Genomic DNA, 13,615 nt, shown 5'->3' on the forward strand with positions numbered 1-13,615 from the left:
ATTTATTCATTTTCCAGTTGAAAAGAATTGAAAAGTACATTGGTTATATTTACCCTATCTTTTTCACAAACAAAACAACTCGCATCTAAAGAGTGTGTTAAAATATCTTTAGAACCATATTGATTAGCATTGAAATTTTTAAGAAATTGCTTGATTTTCGATTGTGCGAAATAGCTGTTCCCTTTGAAAATGTAGCAAAAAACAAATGGGGGGGCTCGAGCTAACGCTAGAAAACTGTCTCCAATGATGGCACGATCAAAGGAATCTGCGAATAATTCCGTACAAAAGGAGTTCATGGCTGAGAGAAACGCACTAAGCATTTGCTCATCAATACTAAGCGAATGAGAAAATGAATGTTTATATAATGCAGTCCCAGTTTCATTCATAATAACAAATAAAAGAGGTTGTTCTTCTTTGACCTCACTATTTGTATATCCTTTTTCTAAGTTCATGACTGCTATTTGTTCCTGAATTCCGGAATATTGAACCCGTTCTGATAGTCCAGCCTTGGTATTTTTCATTTCCATCAATTTGGATTCTTCTAGTAATATTTTATCATGTTCGTTGGACACATGAATGGCTAGTTTAGTTAGACCATTTTTTTCCGCAATTTTTTGAGCCTCAATTAAAAACTTCCGGCTTTCAATAAAATCAAGTAATATCAATGATAATTTAGCACGTAATAACAAAGTTTCACCTAATATAGAATGTGACCCACTTTTTTTTGCAATATGTTGTAACCGGGTGATTAATTCATCAATTTCAGTAATTATTTCTTGTTCATTAGTCGTTTTTAGATCAGTGATAAGTAATTCACACAAATTTATGATTGCATGAATCATATAATCAAACTCATAATTTTTTTCTTGAACAAGGTCTAGGAGTATAGTTTGGGCTTGATATCGATCTCGAGCTCGATGACTTGCCTTTAAAATGAAAGCTTGCGCAATTTTGAATCGGAAAATAAGGTTTTTTGATTGTTCGATTTCTACAATTTTTTCAAACTGGAGTAAATATTGTTGAGCTTCTTCAATATTCTGCTGTTCTAGCAAAGTTCGAATGATACTAAAAATGATATTTGTCATCCTATAATTATTTCCAAGTTTTTCTCCAATATTGATTGCTTGGAGTAAATAGTGATGCGATTGCTCCAAATCACCCAATTGGCGGTAAATATTTCCTATGTTATCTAAAATTGAGCAATATAGGGATATATTCTCCGTTTTACTAATAATCTCAGAACTTTTCTTTAAATAACTTAAAGCTTTTTCAAAATGCCCTATTCGCTGATATATCCATCCAATATTGTTGTAAATTATTGTCAAATATGAAATATCATTGATTTCACGACAATTTTCTTCAGCTTCCATTAAAAATTGCAATCCAACGTCAATTTGTCCTGCTGCATTATTAATTACAGATTTTGAAACTAATAACTTGGCGATTTCTTTTTTGTTGCCAAATTTCCTTTGTTTTTGTAAAAGATCATCTAATAAAGTGGTTGAGCTGTCATAACTCCCCTTAGTCCATAAAATTGCACAATAATAGTATCCTAGCATTGCTTCCCGTTTTGTAACTTCCTTTTGGGAGATATCATGTAAGGCGGATATTAGTTGTTGACCAAATTCAATATATTTCAATGCTTGCTCTAATTTACCCGATCGGTAGTATGATTCGACACATTCTATTATAAAATCTAAGGAAATGAGTGGAAATCCTTCTAGTTGGCATTTACGGTAAAATTCCAACGCAAGTGTTATTACTTCTTGATAGTTTGCTTTTAAATTTAGTATTCTTATATGTTCGAGTTTTATCAGAAATCGATTTTGCTTTGAGAGTTCATATTTTTCATCTAATTCTTTAATAATTAGCAACGCTTCATTATATTTGCAAAGATTGAATAGGTTTTTGATTTTTTCATATTTTTTGGTAAAATCAACCATCTAAATTCAAGTAAGGTTTTTTTATCTTAAATAAATTTATAGATTTTTTGCAATGAAAAGTATAAAAAACATATTTGTAGAGATGAAGTTGTTGATTTTCTCTCTCCTTTTTGCCATGCCCCTTATCTGCTCTGGTTTTTTCTTAATCTCAAAGGGTTTTAAAGGGTAGCAATGCTTAATAACAACTATCGACTTTATCAAAGTGAGTTAGATATGGATTTAGGTTTAAAAGGAAAAAATGTGCTGGTGACAGGAGCAACGGGTGGAATCGGTTTAGTAACTGTCCGGAAATTCATAGAAGAAGGGGCGTTTGTCATTGCCCATTATCATCACAATACTGCGGAAGCTGAAAGGTTACAACACGAATATTCTTTGTCTATTCTGACTTTAGGGGCAGATTTATCTGATGAAATCCAAGTTCAAGAAATGTTTACCACTATTTCTCAAAAAGTTGGAAAAATTGATATTTTAGTGTGTAATGCGGGGATTTGGCCGAAAACGGATGAAACTGTTGCCCAAATGTCCTTTAAACGATGGAAGCGTACACAAGCGGTCAATTTAGATTCTGTATTTCTCTGTTGTCGGGCTTTCTTCCATCAATTACAAACGCAAATCCGAGAATCTGCTAATATTATTTTGATTGGATCTACTGCAGCCATCTTTGGAGAAGCAGGGCATTTAGATTATTCTGCGTCTAAAGCCGCGCTCACCTATGGTTTCACAAAAACATTGAAGAATGAAATCGTCAAGTATGCTAGATTGGGAAGAGTGAATACCATATGTCCAGGTTGGGTCAAAACCCCCATGTCTGAAGATGCCTTAGCTGATACTAAAGGAGTAAAGAAAGTATTGCAAACAATTCCGATGCGAAAAATTGCTCAAGCGGAGGATATTGCTCTTTCCATATTAAGCCTTGCATCTGATGTCTTATCGGGTCATATTAGTGGAGAAATATTGACGGTCGCGGGTGGGATGGAAGGTCGAATTCTTTTTTCTCCTACCGAAATTGATCTTGATGCCGCATTTTGAACTAAACCATGAATTTTTTTTTTTTCAAATCAATTTTTTCTATAGCCAATCTCAGTTCCTCCAAAGTAAAAGGTTTGGGTATAGCATAATCGAATCCATATTTTTCATAATTCGCCATGACTGGATCTGTGGAATATCCTGAAGATACAATGGCAAAAATCGTTGGATCAATTTCCCGAATTTTCGTTAAAGTTTCCAAGCCTCCAATATCTCCAGGGATGGTTAAATCCAGAATTACTGCATCAAAACCATGTCCTGATACAAATTCTTCACCTAAAATTGATATTGCTTCAATTCCCCCATAGGTTATATAGCTAAAGCACTTTAACTTTTTGAGCATCATCGATATGGTTTTTAGGACTGTTTCTTCATCATCCATGACTAAAATACGATAGTTATATGGGATTTGCTGAGTTTTTTTAGCTCTTTGTTCAAGTTTTACTTGGTGCTGAGATGCTGGTAAATATATGAAAAACGTCGTTCCTTCTTCAATAATTGAAGAGAATGTAAGCAATCCTCCATGGCGCGAAATAATTGAAAAACTCGTGGCCAATCCTAAACCTGAGCCATGTTCTTTTGTTGTGAAAAATGGACTAAAAATCTTTTCTTGAAATTCCTTCGGAATACCTGTTCCTGTATCATGGAATGAAATTTGAACATAATTCCCAGAAGAAAGGGGGAGATTTGAATTATTTTTTTGAGTAAAATTTCTGGCGGTTATCAACAATTCTCCGCCTGTAGACATTGCTTGATCAGCATTTATTGCGATATTATTTATGACTTGGTTGATTTGTCCTCTATCAATTTCCACAGTAGATAAGTCGTCAGCTAAATCATACACACACTTAACTTTGGATCCACGTAAAACAAAATTCACCGACTCTTGGATTAACTCTTTAAGGTTTGCTGTTTTTTTTATGGGGGCTCCTCCTTTCGAAAAGGTCAGTAATTGATTGGTTAAATCTTTAGCTCGAATTGTTGCCTTTTCTACTTCATTAAGAGATTCAAATTGTTCCGAATCTGGATTAATATCATATTTCAACAAAGATAAATTTCCTAATATAGAAGTTAAAATATTATTGAAATCATGAGCAATTCCTCCAGCGAGTATTCCTAACGATTCTAATTTTTGGATTTTGATTAATTCTTCTTCAAGTGCTTTTTGATCGGTGATATCAAGCGCGATTCCTCCAATTAGGGGATCTTTTTTTGGCCGATCAATGCGGAATTTTATGCTTTTAACCGTTCGTACTGTTCCGTCTAAATGCCTTATTGTATCCTCCTGATCCAGAATTTTTTGTTGTAAAATTACTTTATTTTCTTTTTCCTTAAACTTGACTTCTTCAACATCAAATAAATCTTTAATTTTCATTTCTCTCCAATTTTTCCCAAAAACATGTTCCTCAGCGTATTTATTTACATATAAATACTTTCCATCTAAATCTCTTAGATATATTGATCCTTGGATGTTGTCCATAAACATTGAAAATAATTCTTGGGAATCTCGTAGATCCGCTTGACTCGTTTGTAATTCTTGTAGATGTTTTTTTTGTTTTGTGATATCACGTTGAAAGGAGATTAATGCTGTTATGTTTCCATCATCATCAAAAATTGCCGATCCCTTGCACTCCACTTCCATAATCTTTCCAGATTTATGAATTAATTCTACTTCAGCATAATTACTTCCCGTTTTTAATAACTGAGGAAAATTTTCCTGAAAAATTTGTTGGGATTTTTTAGTAAAGAATTTGGTCATTTTTGATCCCTCAATTTCTTCGCGAGTATAGCCTGTTCCATCCACTGCTGCTTGATTTGTTTTAAGGATGATCCCTGAAGTATTCATGATATGAATGAAATCTTTAGAGGTCTTTAGTAGTGAGCTAAATTTGATTTCCGATTTACGTTGTTGCTGTTCTGCAATTTTTTGTTCGGAAATATCCCGACATATTCCCATAAACTCATAAATTTCGCCTGTTTCAGAAATAATGGGTGCAAAACTGGTGAATAAATGGGCATAGGTACCATCAGCTCTTTGGAAACGATAGTTTATATTATCAACTGTCTTTCCATGATATAGGGGTTTTAAAACTTCATTTAATTGATGAAGATCATCGGGATGGATATAATCAAATCCATTTAGTGAAAATACTTCAGGTATTGAATATCCGAGCATTTCTGTAAATCCAGAATTAATAAACTTATATTCTCCTTTGGTATTCACTCGAAATATTGCAACCGAAGGATTTTCTACTAACAATCGATAATTTTGCTCTGATTCTTTTAAGGATTGTTGAGCTTGTTTTTGTTCCGTAATATCTTCAGCAATACCAACGATTTTTGTAATTATTTCATTTTCTCCTTTGATAATGAACCCCCGATCGGAAATCCAACGAACCTCTCCATCAGGACGAACTATACGATAATCTCGGATCTTACCTCCCCCAGTTTCAATAATTTTTCTGAAGGACGCGTCAGCTTCTATTTTATCATCTGGATGGATGCTCTTTTCCCAAAGACTATAATCCTGAAGGATGTCATTCGGTTCCAAATGCCAGATTTCTTTAAAAGCTGGACTTACATATACTACTTTTTGCTTCTGTAAATCAAATATCCAAATGACTTCTTTAATTTCTTCGATTAATGCTTTAAAATCATGTTCGTGGCCGATCTGTGTAAATAATTCTTGTCCTCTTTTAAATAATTGCTCTTTTGCGATATTTGCTCTAAATCGATTTATTAATTCGATTTCTTGATCTATCGGTAATTCTAAGCTTTTAATGAAATCGAGATCATCCATAAATGAGTAATACTAAGAAAATCGTACGTATTAACATTTCTTTTTATAAGATACAAATTTTTTCGAAGAAATCGTATTATCCAGATGTTATCACATTTCATCTATTTCATTCCAATAATTAAAGTATGGATTCCCATATTGCTTCACAGTATCTTGCCAATATAAATCACCTTCAAGATTTGCAAGAAAAAGTGAAATTTTATGAACAATCTAATGATTATCACAACGGGATGGATGCTTTTGTGGCTTATATCGAATATGTCCGCTCTTTACAGCAACCTCTAACCTTGATCACCCTCTATATTCGGTTTGCAAAATTCTGTCTCATGAATAATGACACTCTTTTTGCACGAGATTTATACAAAGAAGCTAAAATATTAATTTCAACTTATGAATCTGATCAAAATTTAGCCCCAAAAAAAGAAACTTTAAGTCATCCTCATCCGCTCTCATAATTATAAACCTTCATTTTTACCATCAAATGTAATTCTCCGCTTTTTTTTTTTCTTTCTTTCTCTTTTCAATTATTCTTAATTAGATTTATCTTGCGATATTCGCTTAGGTATCCTGTTATGTATCATGGGGATATCATTTCAGATGTTATGTCAATTCAAATGTTTTGAGTTTTTGAACTATTATGATGAGAACCCAATTCGAATATCTCGCCAGTGTGAATAAATTGCAATCACTTCAACAACAAGTGGCCTATTGGGAAAAAACCTCCGAGAACTACAAGAAATCATTAGAAATTTTTCGGGATTATTTACAATGTGTCCAAGAATTTAACGATCCCAAAGATCTTATCAATGGCTATATTAGGATGGCCAATTATTGTGAACGGATGGATGATCGCCTCTTTTCTTGCGATCTGTATCAAGAAGCTATTAACTTATTAGTCGCTTCTGGTATTGGCTCTGAAAGTAATATCAAGAATCTCCGGAATAAAATCCAATCTTTACACTACTATTAACAACCTTCATATTTTGAATCATTTTAGCCACATTTTTTTTCTTTTCTTTCTTTTTATTCATCTTCAAAAAATCCAGTAATTTCATTACGAAATAAAGCAAATTGAGGTGAGAAATTTTCTATTTTTCTCTACTCCTAATTTAAAGAAAACGTTCGTACCATTTATGTCCCAATCTTTTATTAGAAAGAGATTTAAAGTCTAAAACTAAATAATACCCATATGATTTTCGCTATTGAATTTACCGATACTACTTTAATTCGGTTATTGTTTGTATTTTGGTTGCCCGCATACATTGCACATTTAATTGGGTTTATGATTGCAAATCACGATGATATTTTCTTTGATTGGAAACGATTTGCACTTGGTGATATTGCGGGATGGGGAATTATCTGTGGAATAACTGTTTTATTTGTTAGTTTTCTGGATAGCCCAAGGTGGGTTTTGTATTTAGTCTATGGGATTCATACATTAATTCTTTCAACCATTTTTACAGATGCTTCTTTATATCAAGAAACTATTTCCGCAGCCAATATAGGTAAAATATTTATGGAAACGATTGTTGAATCTATCTTAATTCCATGGGCAGCAGGAGTAGGAGTAGGCGTTATTTCTGTTCTTATTTTTGGATTGAACTAATTTTTTTATTACTCCAAATTTCTGATGTTTTTCTAAAACCAAAATAGTACTAACTTAACTTTCAAATTAAAAATTGAAGTGGATTTAATAATTAAAGAGAAAAAAGAGAATATTGAAGTTTATTCTTCCAATTCTTCACGAACTAATTCCGTTAGGGTACGGAATTTGACAGCATCAGGGAGAGGGCCAATAATTTTTAATTCTCCTCCCATATACGCGCTCGTGGCATCAATTTCTCCAGAAAAGATCCCTGCGGCAGTATCAGCAGACATTTCTAAGGTTATATCGGGGTCTTCATGAGTTCCTTTTTTAACAGAGAATTTGCATTCTTCAATCATGAAATAGAAATCATCTTTATCTTCCATTTTAATTTGGAAAGTACGATCCCAGCCATCTACTTCTTCTTCAATATCTTCAGATTCATTACAGACTTCCATAAAAAGTTCTAAATAATCGTCTAAATCCTCAGAACTAAAAGAACCATCATCAATTTTATCCAATAACGCTTGTTTTTTTTCTTCGTCCAAATTTAACACCTTTAGTGTAACTCAGAAAACCGAGCTATTGGTTTTACTAAATTGTTTAACTATAAAAATTTTGTTTCTCTAATAATGGTGAAAATCTTCTCCAAATTGGTTGATATAAAGTGTTTCTTCTCATTTTTGAACATTTTTCATCATTTTTCCATCCTTCCTTGCCCTTAGAATGAAAACCCGAAGTTTTTAAGAGAAAATATTTTTAATGAGTAAAAAATGACAGAAAAAAAAAATATTAAAAGACTGGAATTAATCGGCTTCTTCCATTTCTTCTCGGAGCATTTCCAGTAAGGAAACGAAATTTGCACCGTCTTTTAAAGAACCCTCAATCTTAAGATCTCCTTTCATATAGACTGCCGTACTATCCATTTTTCCCGATAGAACTCCAACACAAATATCCTCTTTCATAGAATAAGTTAATGAAGGGGAATCAATTGAACCCTTTCCTGCGGATAATTTTCCACCCTCAATTTTGAGCCAGAAATCATCCATGCCTTCTACTTTGAATAAATAACTTTTATCGCCCATATCTTCGAGTTCTTCTTGAATATCTTCATTGCTGTTACCAAATTCTGCTGCTACGGTAAGAAATTCGTCTACATCAGCGGCAGTAAAGGTATCATTTTCCCATTTTTCTACTAATTCTTTTGCACCCATAATATATCACCAAAATTTCGGGATTGTGGTTAGTTTATTTCTTTCTGAATAAAAACTTTTTTTTCATTTTTTCTTGAACAAATGAAATACAAAATTTGGCCTACCGAAATATAATAAATAGGGTTAGTGATATTCTATGTAACTATAATCAATTTCTAAAAGGTTACTCTAATGATCTTACAAACTGGTTTATATGCAAAATTTGTCGATATATTTGTCGATTCTGGGGCTATCATGCTTGTTATTTGTGGTTTGATGGCTTTAGTGTGGTTCGGTTATGAAGGCGTGAGACGTGGCTTCATTAAATCGAAGAATGAATCTTGGGAACGTGATACCGTTTCCCGTGTCTTAAAAATTATCATACTTCTCGGATTAATCCTTGGTGTAGTTGTAGTCGCAACGGGTATTATGACGATGGTCTTAGATATGCCTCCATCCTATGCTTATCGCGATTTTGGAGATGTTCCACTCTCTCAAAATCACTTTGACTGGTTTACAAGTATTTTATTGTTATTAATGGGAGTTGCTATGTTCTTAAAACCCTTAGAAGATGTTCCTTTGGCTTCCTTAATTGGTATCATTGCGGGAGCAGGTGTTGCACTCATCCTCGCATTAACAATTCCACAATCTTTGGTTACAACTTTATCCCCTTATGTTAATATGAAATGGGTATTATTTGGTATATTCGTTGTCGTTGCCACCATGGTTGGGGTAGCATTGAAATTTTGGGTAGGTGCTTTGGAAGCAATTTCTAAAGTCATTTCGTGGCCTCCATTTGCTTTATTGGCAGCAGCCCTTTGTTTAACCCAAGGTTTTATGATTTGGATTACCGGAAATACTCTCATAATGATTGGTTATTAAGTTTTTTTCATCTTTTCATTTTTATTTCTTGTTAGGCAGGGCGATATTTCTAATTTGTTTCCTAAACAAAATTTTTTAAGCAAAAAAAATAAATTCGATATATGGATTCGGAGAAGAAAGAAGCCAGTAAAAAAAATGAATATGAGCGATTTTCTGTCTCAGTGCCCGCAGATTTAAATGAAAAATTTGAAGTTTTAAGGGGTCAATTGAATTTAAGCCGGTCAGATGCTATCCGAAAAGGAATGCGTCTGTTTTTAAATCAAGAATCCATTAAATATTTGGATGATCCAAAAGTTACGAAGGGTAATGTGCTAGGTACAATAAGTTATATTGAAAAAGCCCATACGCATTACCATGATGCTGCAGGGCATCATCATCATGACCATGATGAAAAAAAGACTAATCTTTCGGATTCTGATTCCTATTATTTTCCTGTGGAACAACTGGAATTCATTAAAGCGAATGATCTTCAACATCATTTCTTAGATATAATTGTTTCTACTACTCACATTCATGCTGGACCCGAGAAATGTATGCTTATAATTGCCGTCAATGGGTCCTACAGTCGGGTGCAAGAATTGATAGGTGGGTTGTCCCATTTTAAGACAATTGAAACCATTAAGTTTTCACCTTTGGAAATGTATTAATGATTCTACAAATAAAATAAAGAAAAAAGATTATCCTCCATGAAGTGATGTTATTAAGGTTATAGTTCTATCTTTTTGAAGTTGGCGCGCTAGACCTCCTGCAATGGATATATCTACATCATCAACAAGACAGATAAGACCCACTTCCAATTGTTTAGTCGTCTCCTTGAGAATGAATTCATTTTTTGGGGAAAAATAATCTTGTTGCACTTTTTCTAATACGCTTTGAAGGGTTGTGTTCTTTGGGAAGGGAAGTACCACATGATCTTGTCCAACGGTGTTTTTCAATGAAGAATAGAAAATGACCTTAACTTGTATCATTGATTTTTCAACAATTTCTGCCATGATCTTATGAAAGGTGCATTTCAGAAAAATTTCATTGTTGAATGGATGAAGTTTCGATAGCTTTTTTTATTTCAACAAAAAAGTAAGTACAAGTACGAAAAATAAGTGATATCTTTGTGGGAACAAGTTAAAGAGTTAGAAAATAAAGGGAAAATCAATAAAACAGTCAAAGTCATGGTTTCAGATTTAATTGCCATTCGGGAAAAATTATTTGAACAAGATAATAACTTGAGTGTGGCTCAAGCAAAAATCGCTGATTTATTAGAGAAAAAGTCTCTTCCACCGCAGAATATTAATCATTCTCCTGGTTCTGCTTCTGGAAATCAAGGAAAAGTTCCAATCTTCGATGTAAATACTGTTGATTTAAAAAATCGAGAGAATGCAATTGAACAAAAAGAATCTGAATTAAAAATTCGTGAAGAACAGCTTTTAGCAAAAGAAATAATGGTTCAGAGCGATTCTCAGGCTATAATCCAAGAGCTTGAAAAAAAACTAGAAAATAGAGAAGAAATTGTGCTTCAATTTCAACAACAAATGGTGGAGCTCCGAAGATCGCTCGAAGAAAAAAGTATGATTATTGATTCCCTTAATCAACAAAATTCTGCCAATGTTGCTGTTCCTCCTCCACAAATGGAATTAAATAGGGAATTGGATGAAGAAATCATCGCTCGTGATGCTGAAATATCGAAATTGCATGGCATTATTTCAGATTTTGAGTCCAAAAATGGTGTTAAAGATCTTGGTTCCCTTGAATCTCAATTAAAAGAAATGACCAAGGATGCCCAATCACAACAGGAAATCTTGGAGTTTAAAAATCAAGAATTATTAGCTGCTCAATCATTGATTGAAACTCAAAAGGCTGAACTCGCTCAAGCGATGATTGAATTGGGCGAAGAACGAAAAAGGATGGATAAAGAAATAGCATTGCAAAAAGCGGTCATGAGTGGTGAAATTGAGATGCAGAAATCTGCCATGAGCACTGAAATTGAGAATGTAAATCTTTCTTTACAAGATACTATTGCTGAAAAAACTCAAGAAATTGCACAATTGAAAGCTTACATTGAACAACTATCATCTCAAACAAATCAAGCAAATACAATGGCAAATACTGAAAAGGACAGTATGATTGCTCAATTACAAGCTAATTTAAAGCAAGCTGAATCTATTTATAATTCAAATCAAGTCCGTTTGCAAGAATTGACTCAAGGAAATCAAAGTTTACAGAAATATATTGAAGAGTTGAAAGATTCGGCGATTGCTCCTGAAAAATACAATCAATTGATGGGGCGGCTAAAAGAAACAGAATCAAATTATTCAACCTTGAATCAAAATTTTAATAACTTAACTCAACGGTACCACCAACTCGAAAAATTGGTTGAGGATAAAGATCGACAAATCAAATCCCTAGATCAAGCTCATTCAGTAATGGCTCCCTCAATTAGTGGATCAAGTACTACTACTACATCTTCCTATACAGCAAAACCTGTTTCAACTGCCACAATCTCAGAACCTGCGAGTGTGTTTTCACCATCACCAATAACACCGCAAGCTCCTCCATCCCAAACATTTTCTAGTGCACGAGTGACTTGCACAAAGTGCAATTCAACAAGTATTAGTATCGTTGAAGATAAAACTAAAATTCTAACTTATGCACCATCTATAGTTTACGCAAAAAAGCACGTCTGCAAACAATGCGGAAATGAGTTTTAATTTTTTTTAGCTAACCTTTTTTTTCCTACACAACAAAGTTACTTCATGGCTTTAAGTATAATACCAATGATCATTTTTTTTGTTTTCGTAGGTGCTCATTTATTTGGAGAATATCTCATCATCAAAGAAAACAAAGATGGAATGAAAATTCGATATATCACTAAACCCTTTTTGATACCCTTGCTGGGTCTGTTTTATATCACGGGGAATTCAGCCATAAATTGGTGGTTAGTTGCAGGGTTGGTTGGAGGTTTCGGGGGAGATGTTTGTTTGATGATCCCAGATCCGAACAATACTAAGAAATTTTTCCGTATTGGTTTGATATCATTCTTGTTAGGACATGTATTCTATATTATCGCTTTTATTGTTGCCGCAGATGGATTTCAAAATTATAAGTTTTGGAGCTTTTTACTAACTCTTCCCTATATGATTATCGGCGCTTTGGTCTTTCCACGTTTGACCAAACACACAGGAAAGATGACAAAAGCAGTAACAATTTATCTAGTGGTTATTGTTCTCATGGGTGTAAGTACTTCTTTCCTTTGGGGTATCGGAGATCCTGGAGGTATAATATTAGCGATGATCGGTGCCTTAATATTCATGATATCTGATACTATTAACGCTTTCAATAAATTTGCTAGTCCTATTCCTTATGAAAGATTGTATACCATGAGTACTTATTTGATAGGTCAGTTTCTTATCATTTTAGGATTTTTACTGGCTCTTCATATATAGCAATAGATTTTTTTTACTATTATTTTTTGTATTATGGATGCGTGAAGAAGTCCAAATACCATAGTTCAGTTAAAACTGCACTAGAATTTGTTCAGAAGAAAGAAAATTTTAATATCATTCATGTTACATGTAATTTATCTGAGGATCATGGTTAAAAAATTTGCACTCGCTGGTTCGGTAATTCTTTTCATTTCCTGGTTAATAGAGTGCATGATGGCTTTCAATTTACTAAATTCCTCCTATTTTTTAGTGAGTTTGCAATTTCTTTTTAGTAAAATTCCTGGATTTTATTGGCAACTTTTGCAAATTCTTGGATTCGCACTCTATTTTTGTGAAACGATATTTACCAAACGTTTTTTTCTTATTATTGTTTCAATCCTAATTATCCTTGGAAAAATTATTTCCAGCATCTTTTTTGCTGAAATATTGCATGTTAACGCACGAATTGTTTCTATGGGAAATGAACTTATGATTTTAGGATTTATGTTGTATCTCGTAGGATTTTATAAATATCGGAATGCAGTACAATTGGGATATTATATATTAGTTAGTTATGTGGTACTTTTGCTAAGTGAGATTTTTGTTCTTTATTTCCTTCAATTAAGTCAATCGGCTGAAACTGCCCAAATAGTTGCAGCTTTTTGGAATTTAGGATTACTTACACTATTTATATTCCATGGGATTGCTATAACAATCTCGAAAAATGCGTTTTTAGAAGTGAATGAAGAAGAAAAAAAATAAACGGACAA

The 13,615-nt window shown here is 33.3% G+C and carries 14 protein-coding genes; 9 read left to right on the forward strand and 5 right to left on the reverse strand.

Annotated elements, in window-relative coordinates; all coding sequences use genetic code 11:
* Nucleotides 1-2 precede the first annotated feature (2 nt).
* Nucleotides 3-1,943 carry a tetratricopeptide repeat protein gene (locus tag NEF87_RS17570; RefSeq protein WP_457916872.1) on the reverse strand — a complete coding sequence of 647 codons (1,941 nt, stop codon included), beginning with the start codon at nt 1,941-1,943 and terminating at the stop codon, nt 3-5.
* A gap of 171 nt (nt 1,944-2,114) precedes the next feature.
* Here NEF87_RS17570 and NEF87_RS17575 point away from each other — a divergent pair, with 171 nt between their 5' ends.
* A complete protein-coding gene (locus tag NEF87_RS17575) occupies nt 2,115-2,972 on the forward strand; it encodes an SDR family NAD(P)-dependent oxidoreductase (protein ID WP_457916873.1) in 858 nt (285 codons plus the stop codon).
* 1 nt (nt 2,973) lies between these two features.
* On the opposite strand, the gene NEF87_RS17580 is transcribed toward NEF87_RS17575, so the two are convergent.
* Entirely contained in the window at nt 2,974-5,769 is a 2,796-nt protein-coding gene (locus NEF87_RS17580) for a hybrid sensor histidine kinase/response regulator (protein WP_457916874.1), read from the reverse strand.
* 125 nt (nt 5,770-5,894) lie between these two features.
* Between NEF87_RS17580 and NEF87_RS17585 the strand changes: the two genes are divergently transcribed.
* The 3 genes from NEF87_RS17585 to NEF87_RS17595 all read left to right on the forward strand — a co-directional run bounded on the left by NEF87_RS17585 (nt 5,895) and on the right by NEF87_RS17595 (nt 7,375).
* The gene (locus NEF87_RS17585; protein ID WP_371802750.1) at nt 5,895-6,224 is read left to right on the forward strand and encodes a hypothetical protein; all 330 of its coding nucleotides are present in this window, start codon (nt 5,895-5,897) and stop codon (nt 6,222-6,224) included.
* Between the two features lie 182 nt (nt 6,225-6,406).
* Entirely contained in the window at nt 6,407-6,739 is a 333-nt protein-coding gene (locus tag NEF87_RS17590) for a hypothetical protein (RefSeq protein ID WP_371802751.1), read from the forward strand.
* Between the two features lie 219 nt (nt 6,740-6,958).
* Nucleotides 6,959-7,375 (forward strand): hypothetical protein, encoded by a 417-nt coding sequence (locus tag NEF87_RS17595; RefSeq protein WP_371802752.1) that lies wholly within the window; start codon nt 6,959-6,961, stop codon nt 7,373-7,375.
* Nucleotides 7,376-7,494: 119 nt separating this feature from the next.
* Here the strand turns inward: NEF87_RS17595 and NEF87_RS17600 are convergent, their stop codons facing one another.
* Together NEF87_RS17600 and NEF87_RS17605 are read right to left on the reverse strand one after the other, a co-directional pair.
* On the reverse strand, nt 7,495-7,902 hold the full coding sequence (locus NEF87_RS17600) for an SCP2 sterol-binding domain-containing protein (RefSeq protein WP_371802753.1): 408 nt from the start codon (nt 7,900-7,902) through the stop codon (nt 7,495-7,497).
* Between the two features lie 258 nt (nt 7,903-8,160).
* On the reverse strand, nt 8,161-8,568 hold the full coding sequence (locus tag NEF87_RS17605; protein ID WP_371802754.1) for an SCP2 sterol-binding domain-containing protein: 408 nt from the start codon (nt 8,566-8,568) through the stop codon (nt 8,161-8,163).
* 171 nt (nt 8,569-8,739) lie between these two features.
* Here NEF87_RS17605 and NEF87_RS17610 point away from each other — a divergent pair, with 171 nt between their 5' ends.
* Both NEF87_RS17610 and NEF87_RS17615 read left to right on the forward strand, forming a co-directional pair.
* A complete protein-coding gene (locus tag NEF87_RS17610; RefSeq protein ID WP_457916875.1) occupies nt 8,740-9,429 on the forward strand; it encodes a hypothetical protein in 690 nt (229 codons plus the stop codon).
* 101 nt (nt 9,430-9,530) lie between these two features.
* Nucleotides 9,531-10,076, forward strand: coding sequence for a CopG family ribbon-helix-helix protein (locus NEF87_RS17615; RefSeq protein ID WP_371802756.1), 546 nt, complete (start codon nt 9,531-9,533; stop codon nt 10,074-10,076).
* A 30-nt stretch (nt 10,077-10,106) separates the two neighbouring features.
* Here the strand turns inward: NEF87_RS17615 and NEF87_RS17620 are convergent, their stop codons facing one another.
* The gene (locus tag NEF87_RS17620) at nt 10,107-10,421 is read right to left on the reverse strand and encodes a MoaD/ThiS family protein (RefSeq protein ID WP_457916876.1); all 315 of its coding nucleotides are present in this window, start codon (nt 10,419-10,421) and stop codon (nt 10,107-10,109) included.
* Nucleotides 10,422-10,535: 114 nt separating this feature from the next.
* Between NEF87_RS17620 and NEF87_RS17625 the strand changes: the two genes are divergently transcribed.
* From NEF87_RS17625 to NEF87_RS17635, 3 genes are all read left to right on the forward strand, one after another.
* Nucleotides 10,536-12,131: a hypothetical protein gene (locus NEF87_RS17625; RefSeq protein ID WP_457916877.1), complete on the forward strand. Its 1,596-nt coding sequence runs from the start codon at nt 10,536-10,538 to the stop codon at nt 12,129-12,131.
* Between the two features lie 45 nt (nt 12,132-12,176).
* Nucleotides 12,177-12,866: a lysoplasmalogenase gene (locus tag NEF87_RS17630; protein WP_457916878.1), complete on the forward strand. Its 690-nt coding sequence runs from the start codon at nt 12,177-12,179 to the stop codon at nt 12,864-12,866.
* A gap of 147 nt (nt 12,867-13,013) precedes the next feature.
* Complete coding sequence (locus NEF87_RS17635; RefSeq protein WP_371802760.1) at nt 13,014-13,607, forward strand: hypothetical protein; 594 nt, start codon at nt 13,014-13,016, stop codon at nt 13,605-13,607.
* The last annotated feature ends 8 nt before the right edge of the window (nt 13,608-13,615 follow it).

Source organism: Candidatus Lokiarchaeum ossiferum (assembly GCA_025839675.1).
Taxonomy (GTDB): domain Archaea; phylum Asgardarchaeota; class Lokiarchaeia; order Sigyniarchaeales; family Promethearchaeaceae; genus Lokiarchaeum; species Lokiarchaeum ossiferum.

Excerpts from the sequence above, each read along its gene's own strand:
- NEF87_RS17570 (WP_457916872.1), bottom strand. The coding sequence starts at position 1,943 with ATGGTTGATTTTACCAAAAAATATGAAAAAATCAAAAACCTATTCAAT.
- NEF87_RS17575 (WP_457916873.1), top strand. The coding sequence starts at position 2,115 with ATGCTTAATAACAACTATCGACTTTATCAAAGTGAGTTAGATATGGAT.
- NEF87_RS17580 (WP_457916874.1), bottom strand. The coding sequence starts at position 5,769 with ATGGATGATCTCGATTTCATTAAAAGCTTAGAATTACCGATAGATCAA.
- NEF87_RS17585 (WP_371802750.1), top strand. The coding sequence starts at position 5,895 with ATGGATTCCCATATTGCTTCACAGTATCTTGCCAATATAAATCACCTT.
- NEF87_RS17590 (WP_371802751.1), top strand. The coding sequence starts at position 6,407 with ATGATGAGAACCCAATTCGAATATCTCGCCAGTGTGAATAAATTGCAA.
- NEF87_RS17595 (WP_371802752.1), top strand. The coding sequence starts at position 6,959 with ATGATTTTCGCTATTGAATTTACCGATACTACTTTAATTCGGTTATTG.
- NEF87_RS17605 (WP_371802754.1), bottom strand. The coding sequence starts at position 8,568 with ATGGGTGCAAAAGAATTAGTAGAAAAATGGGAAAATGATACCTTTACT.
- NEF87_RS17610 (WP_457916875.1), top strand. The coding sequence starts at position 8,740 with ATGATCTTACAAACTGGTTTATATGCAAAATTTGTCGATATATTTGTC.
- NEF87_RS17615 (WP_371802756.1), top strand. The coding sequence starts at position 9,531 with ATGGATTCGGAGAAGAAAGAAGCCAGTAAAAAAAATGAATATGAGCGA.
- NEF87_RS17620 (WP_457916876.1), bottom strand. The coding sequence starts at position 10,421 with ATGGCAGAAATTGTTGAAAAATCAATGATACAAGTTAAGGTCATTTTC.
- NEF87_RS17630 (WP_457916878.1), top strand. The coding sequence starts at position 12,177 with ATGGCTTTAAGTATAATACCAATGATCATTTTTTTTGTTTTCGTAGGT.
- NEF87_RS17635 (WP_371802760.1), top strand. The coding sequence starts at position 13,014 with ATGGTTAAAAAATTTGCACTCGCTGGTTCGGTAATTCTTTTCATTTCC.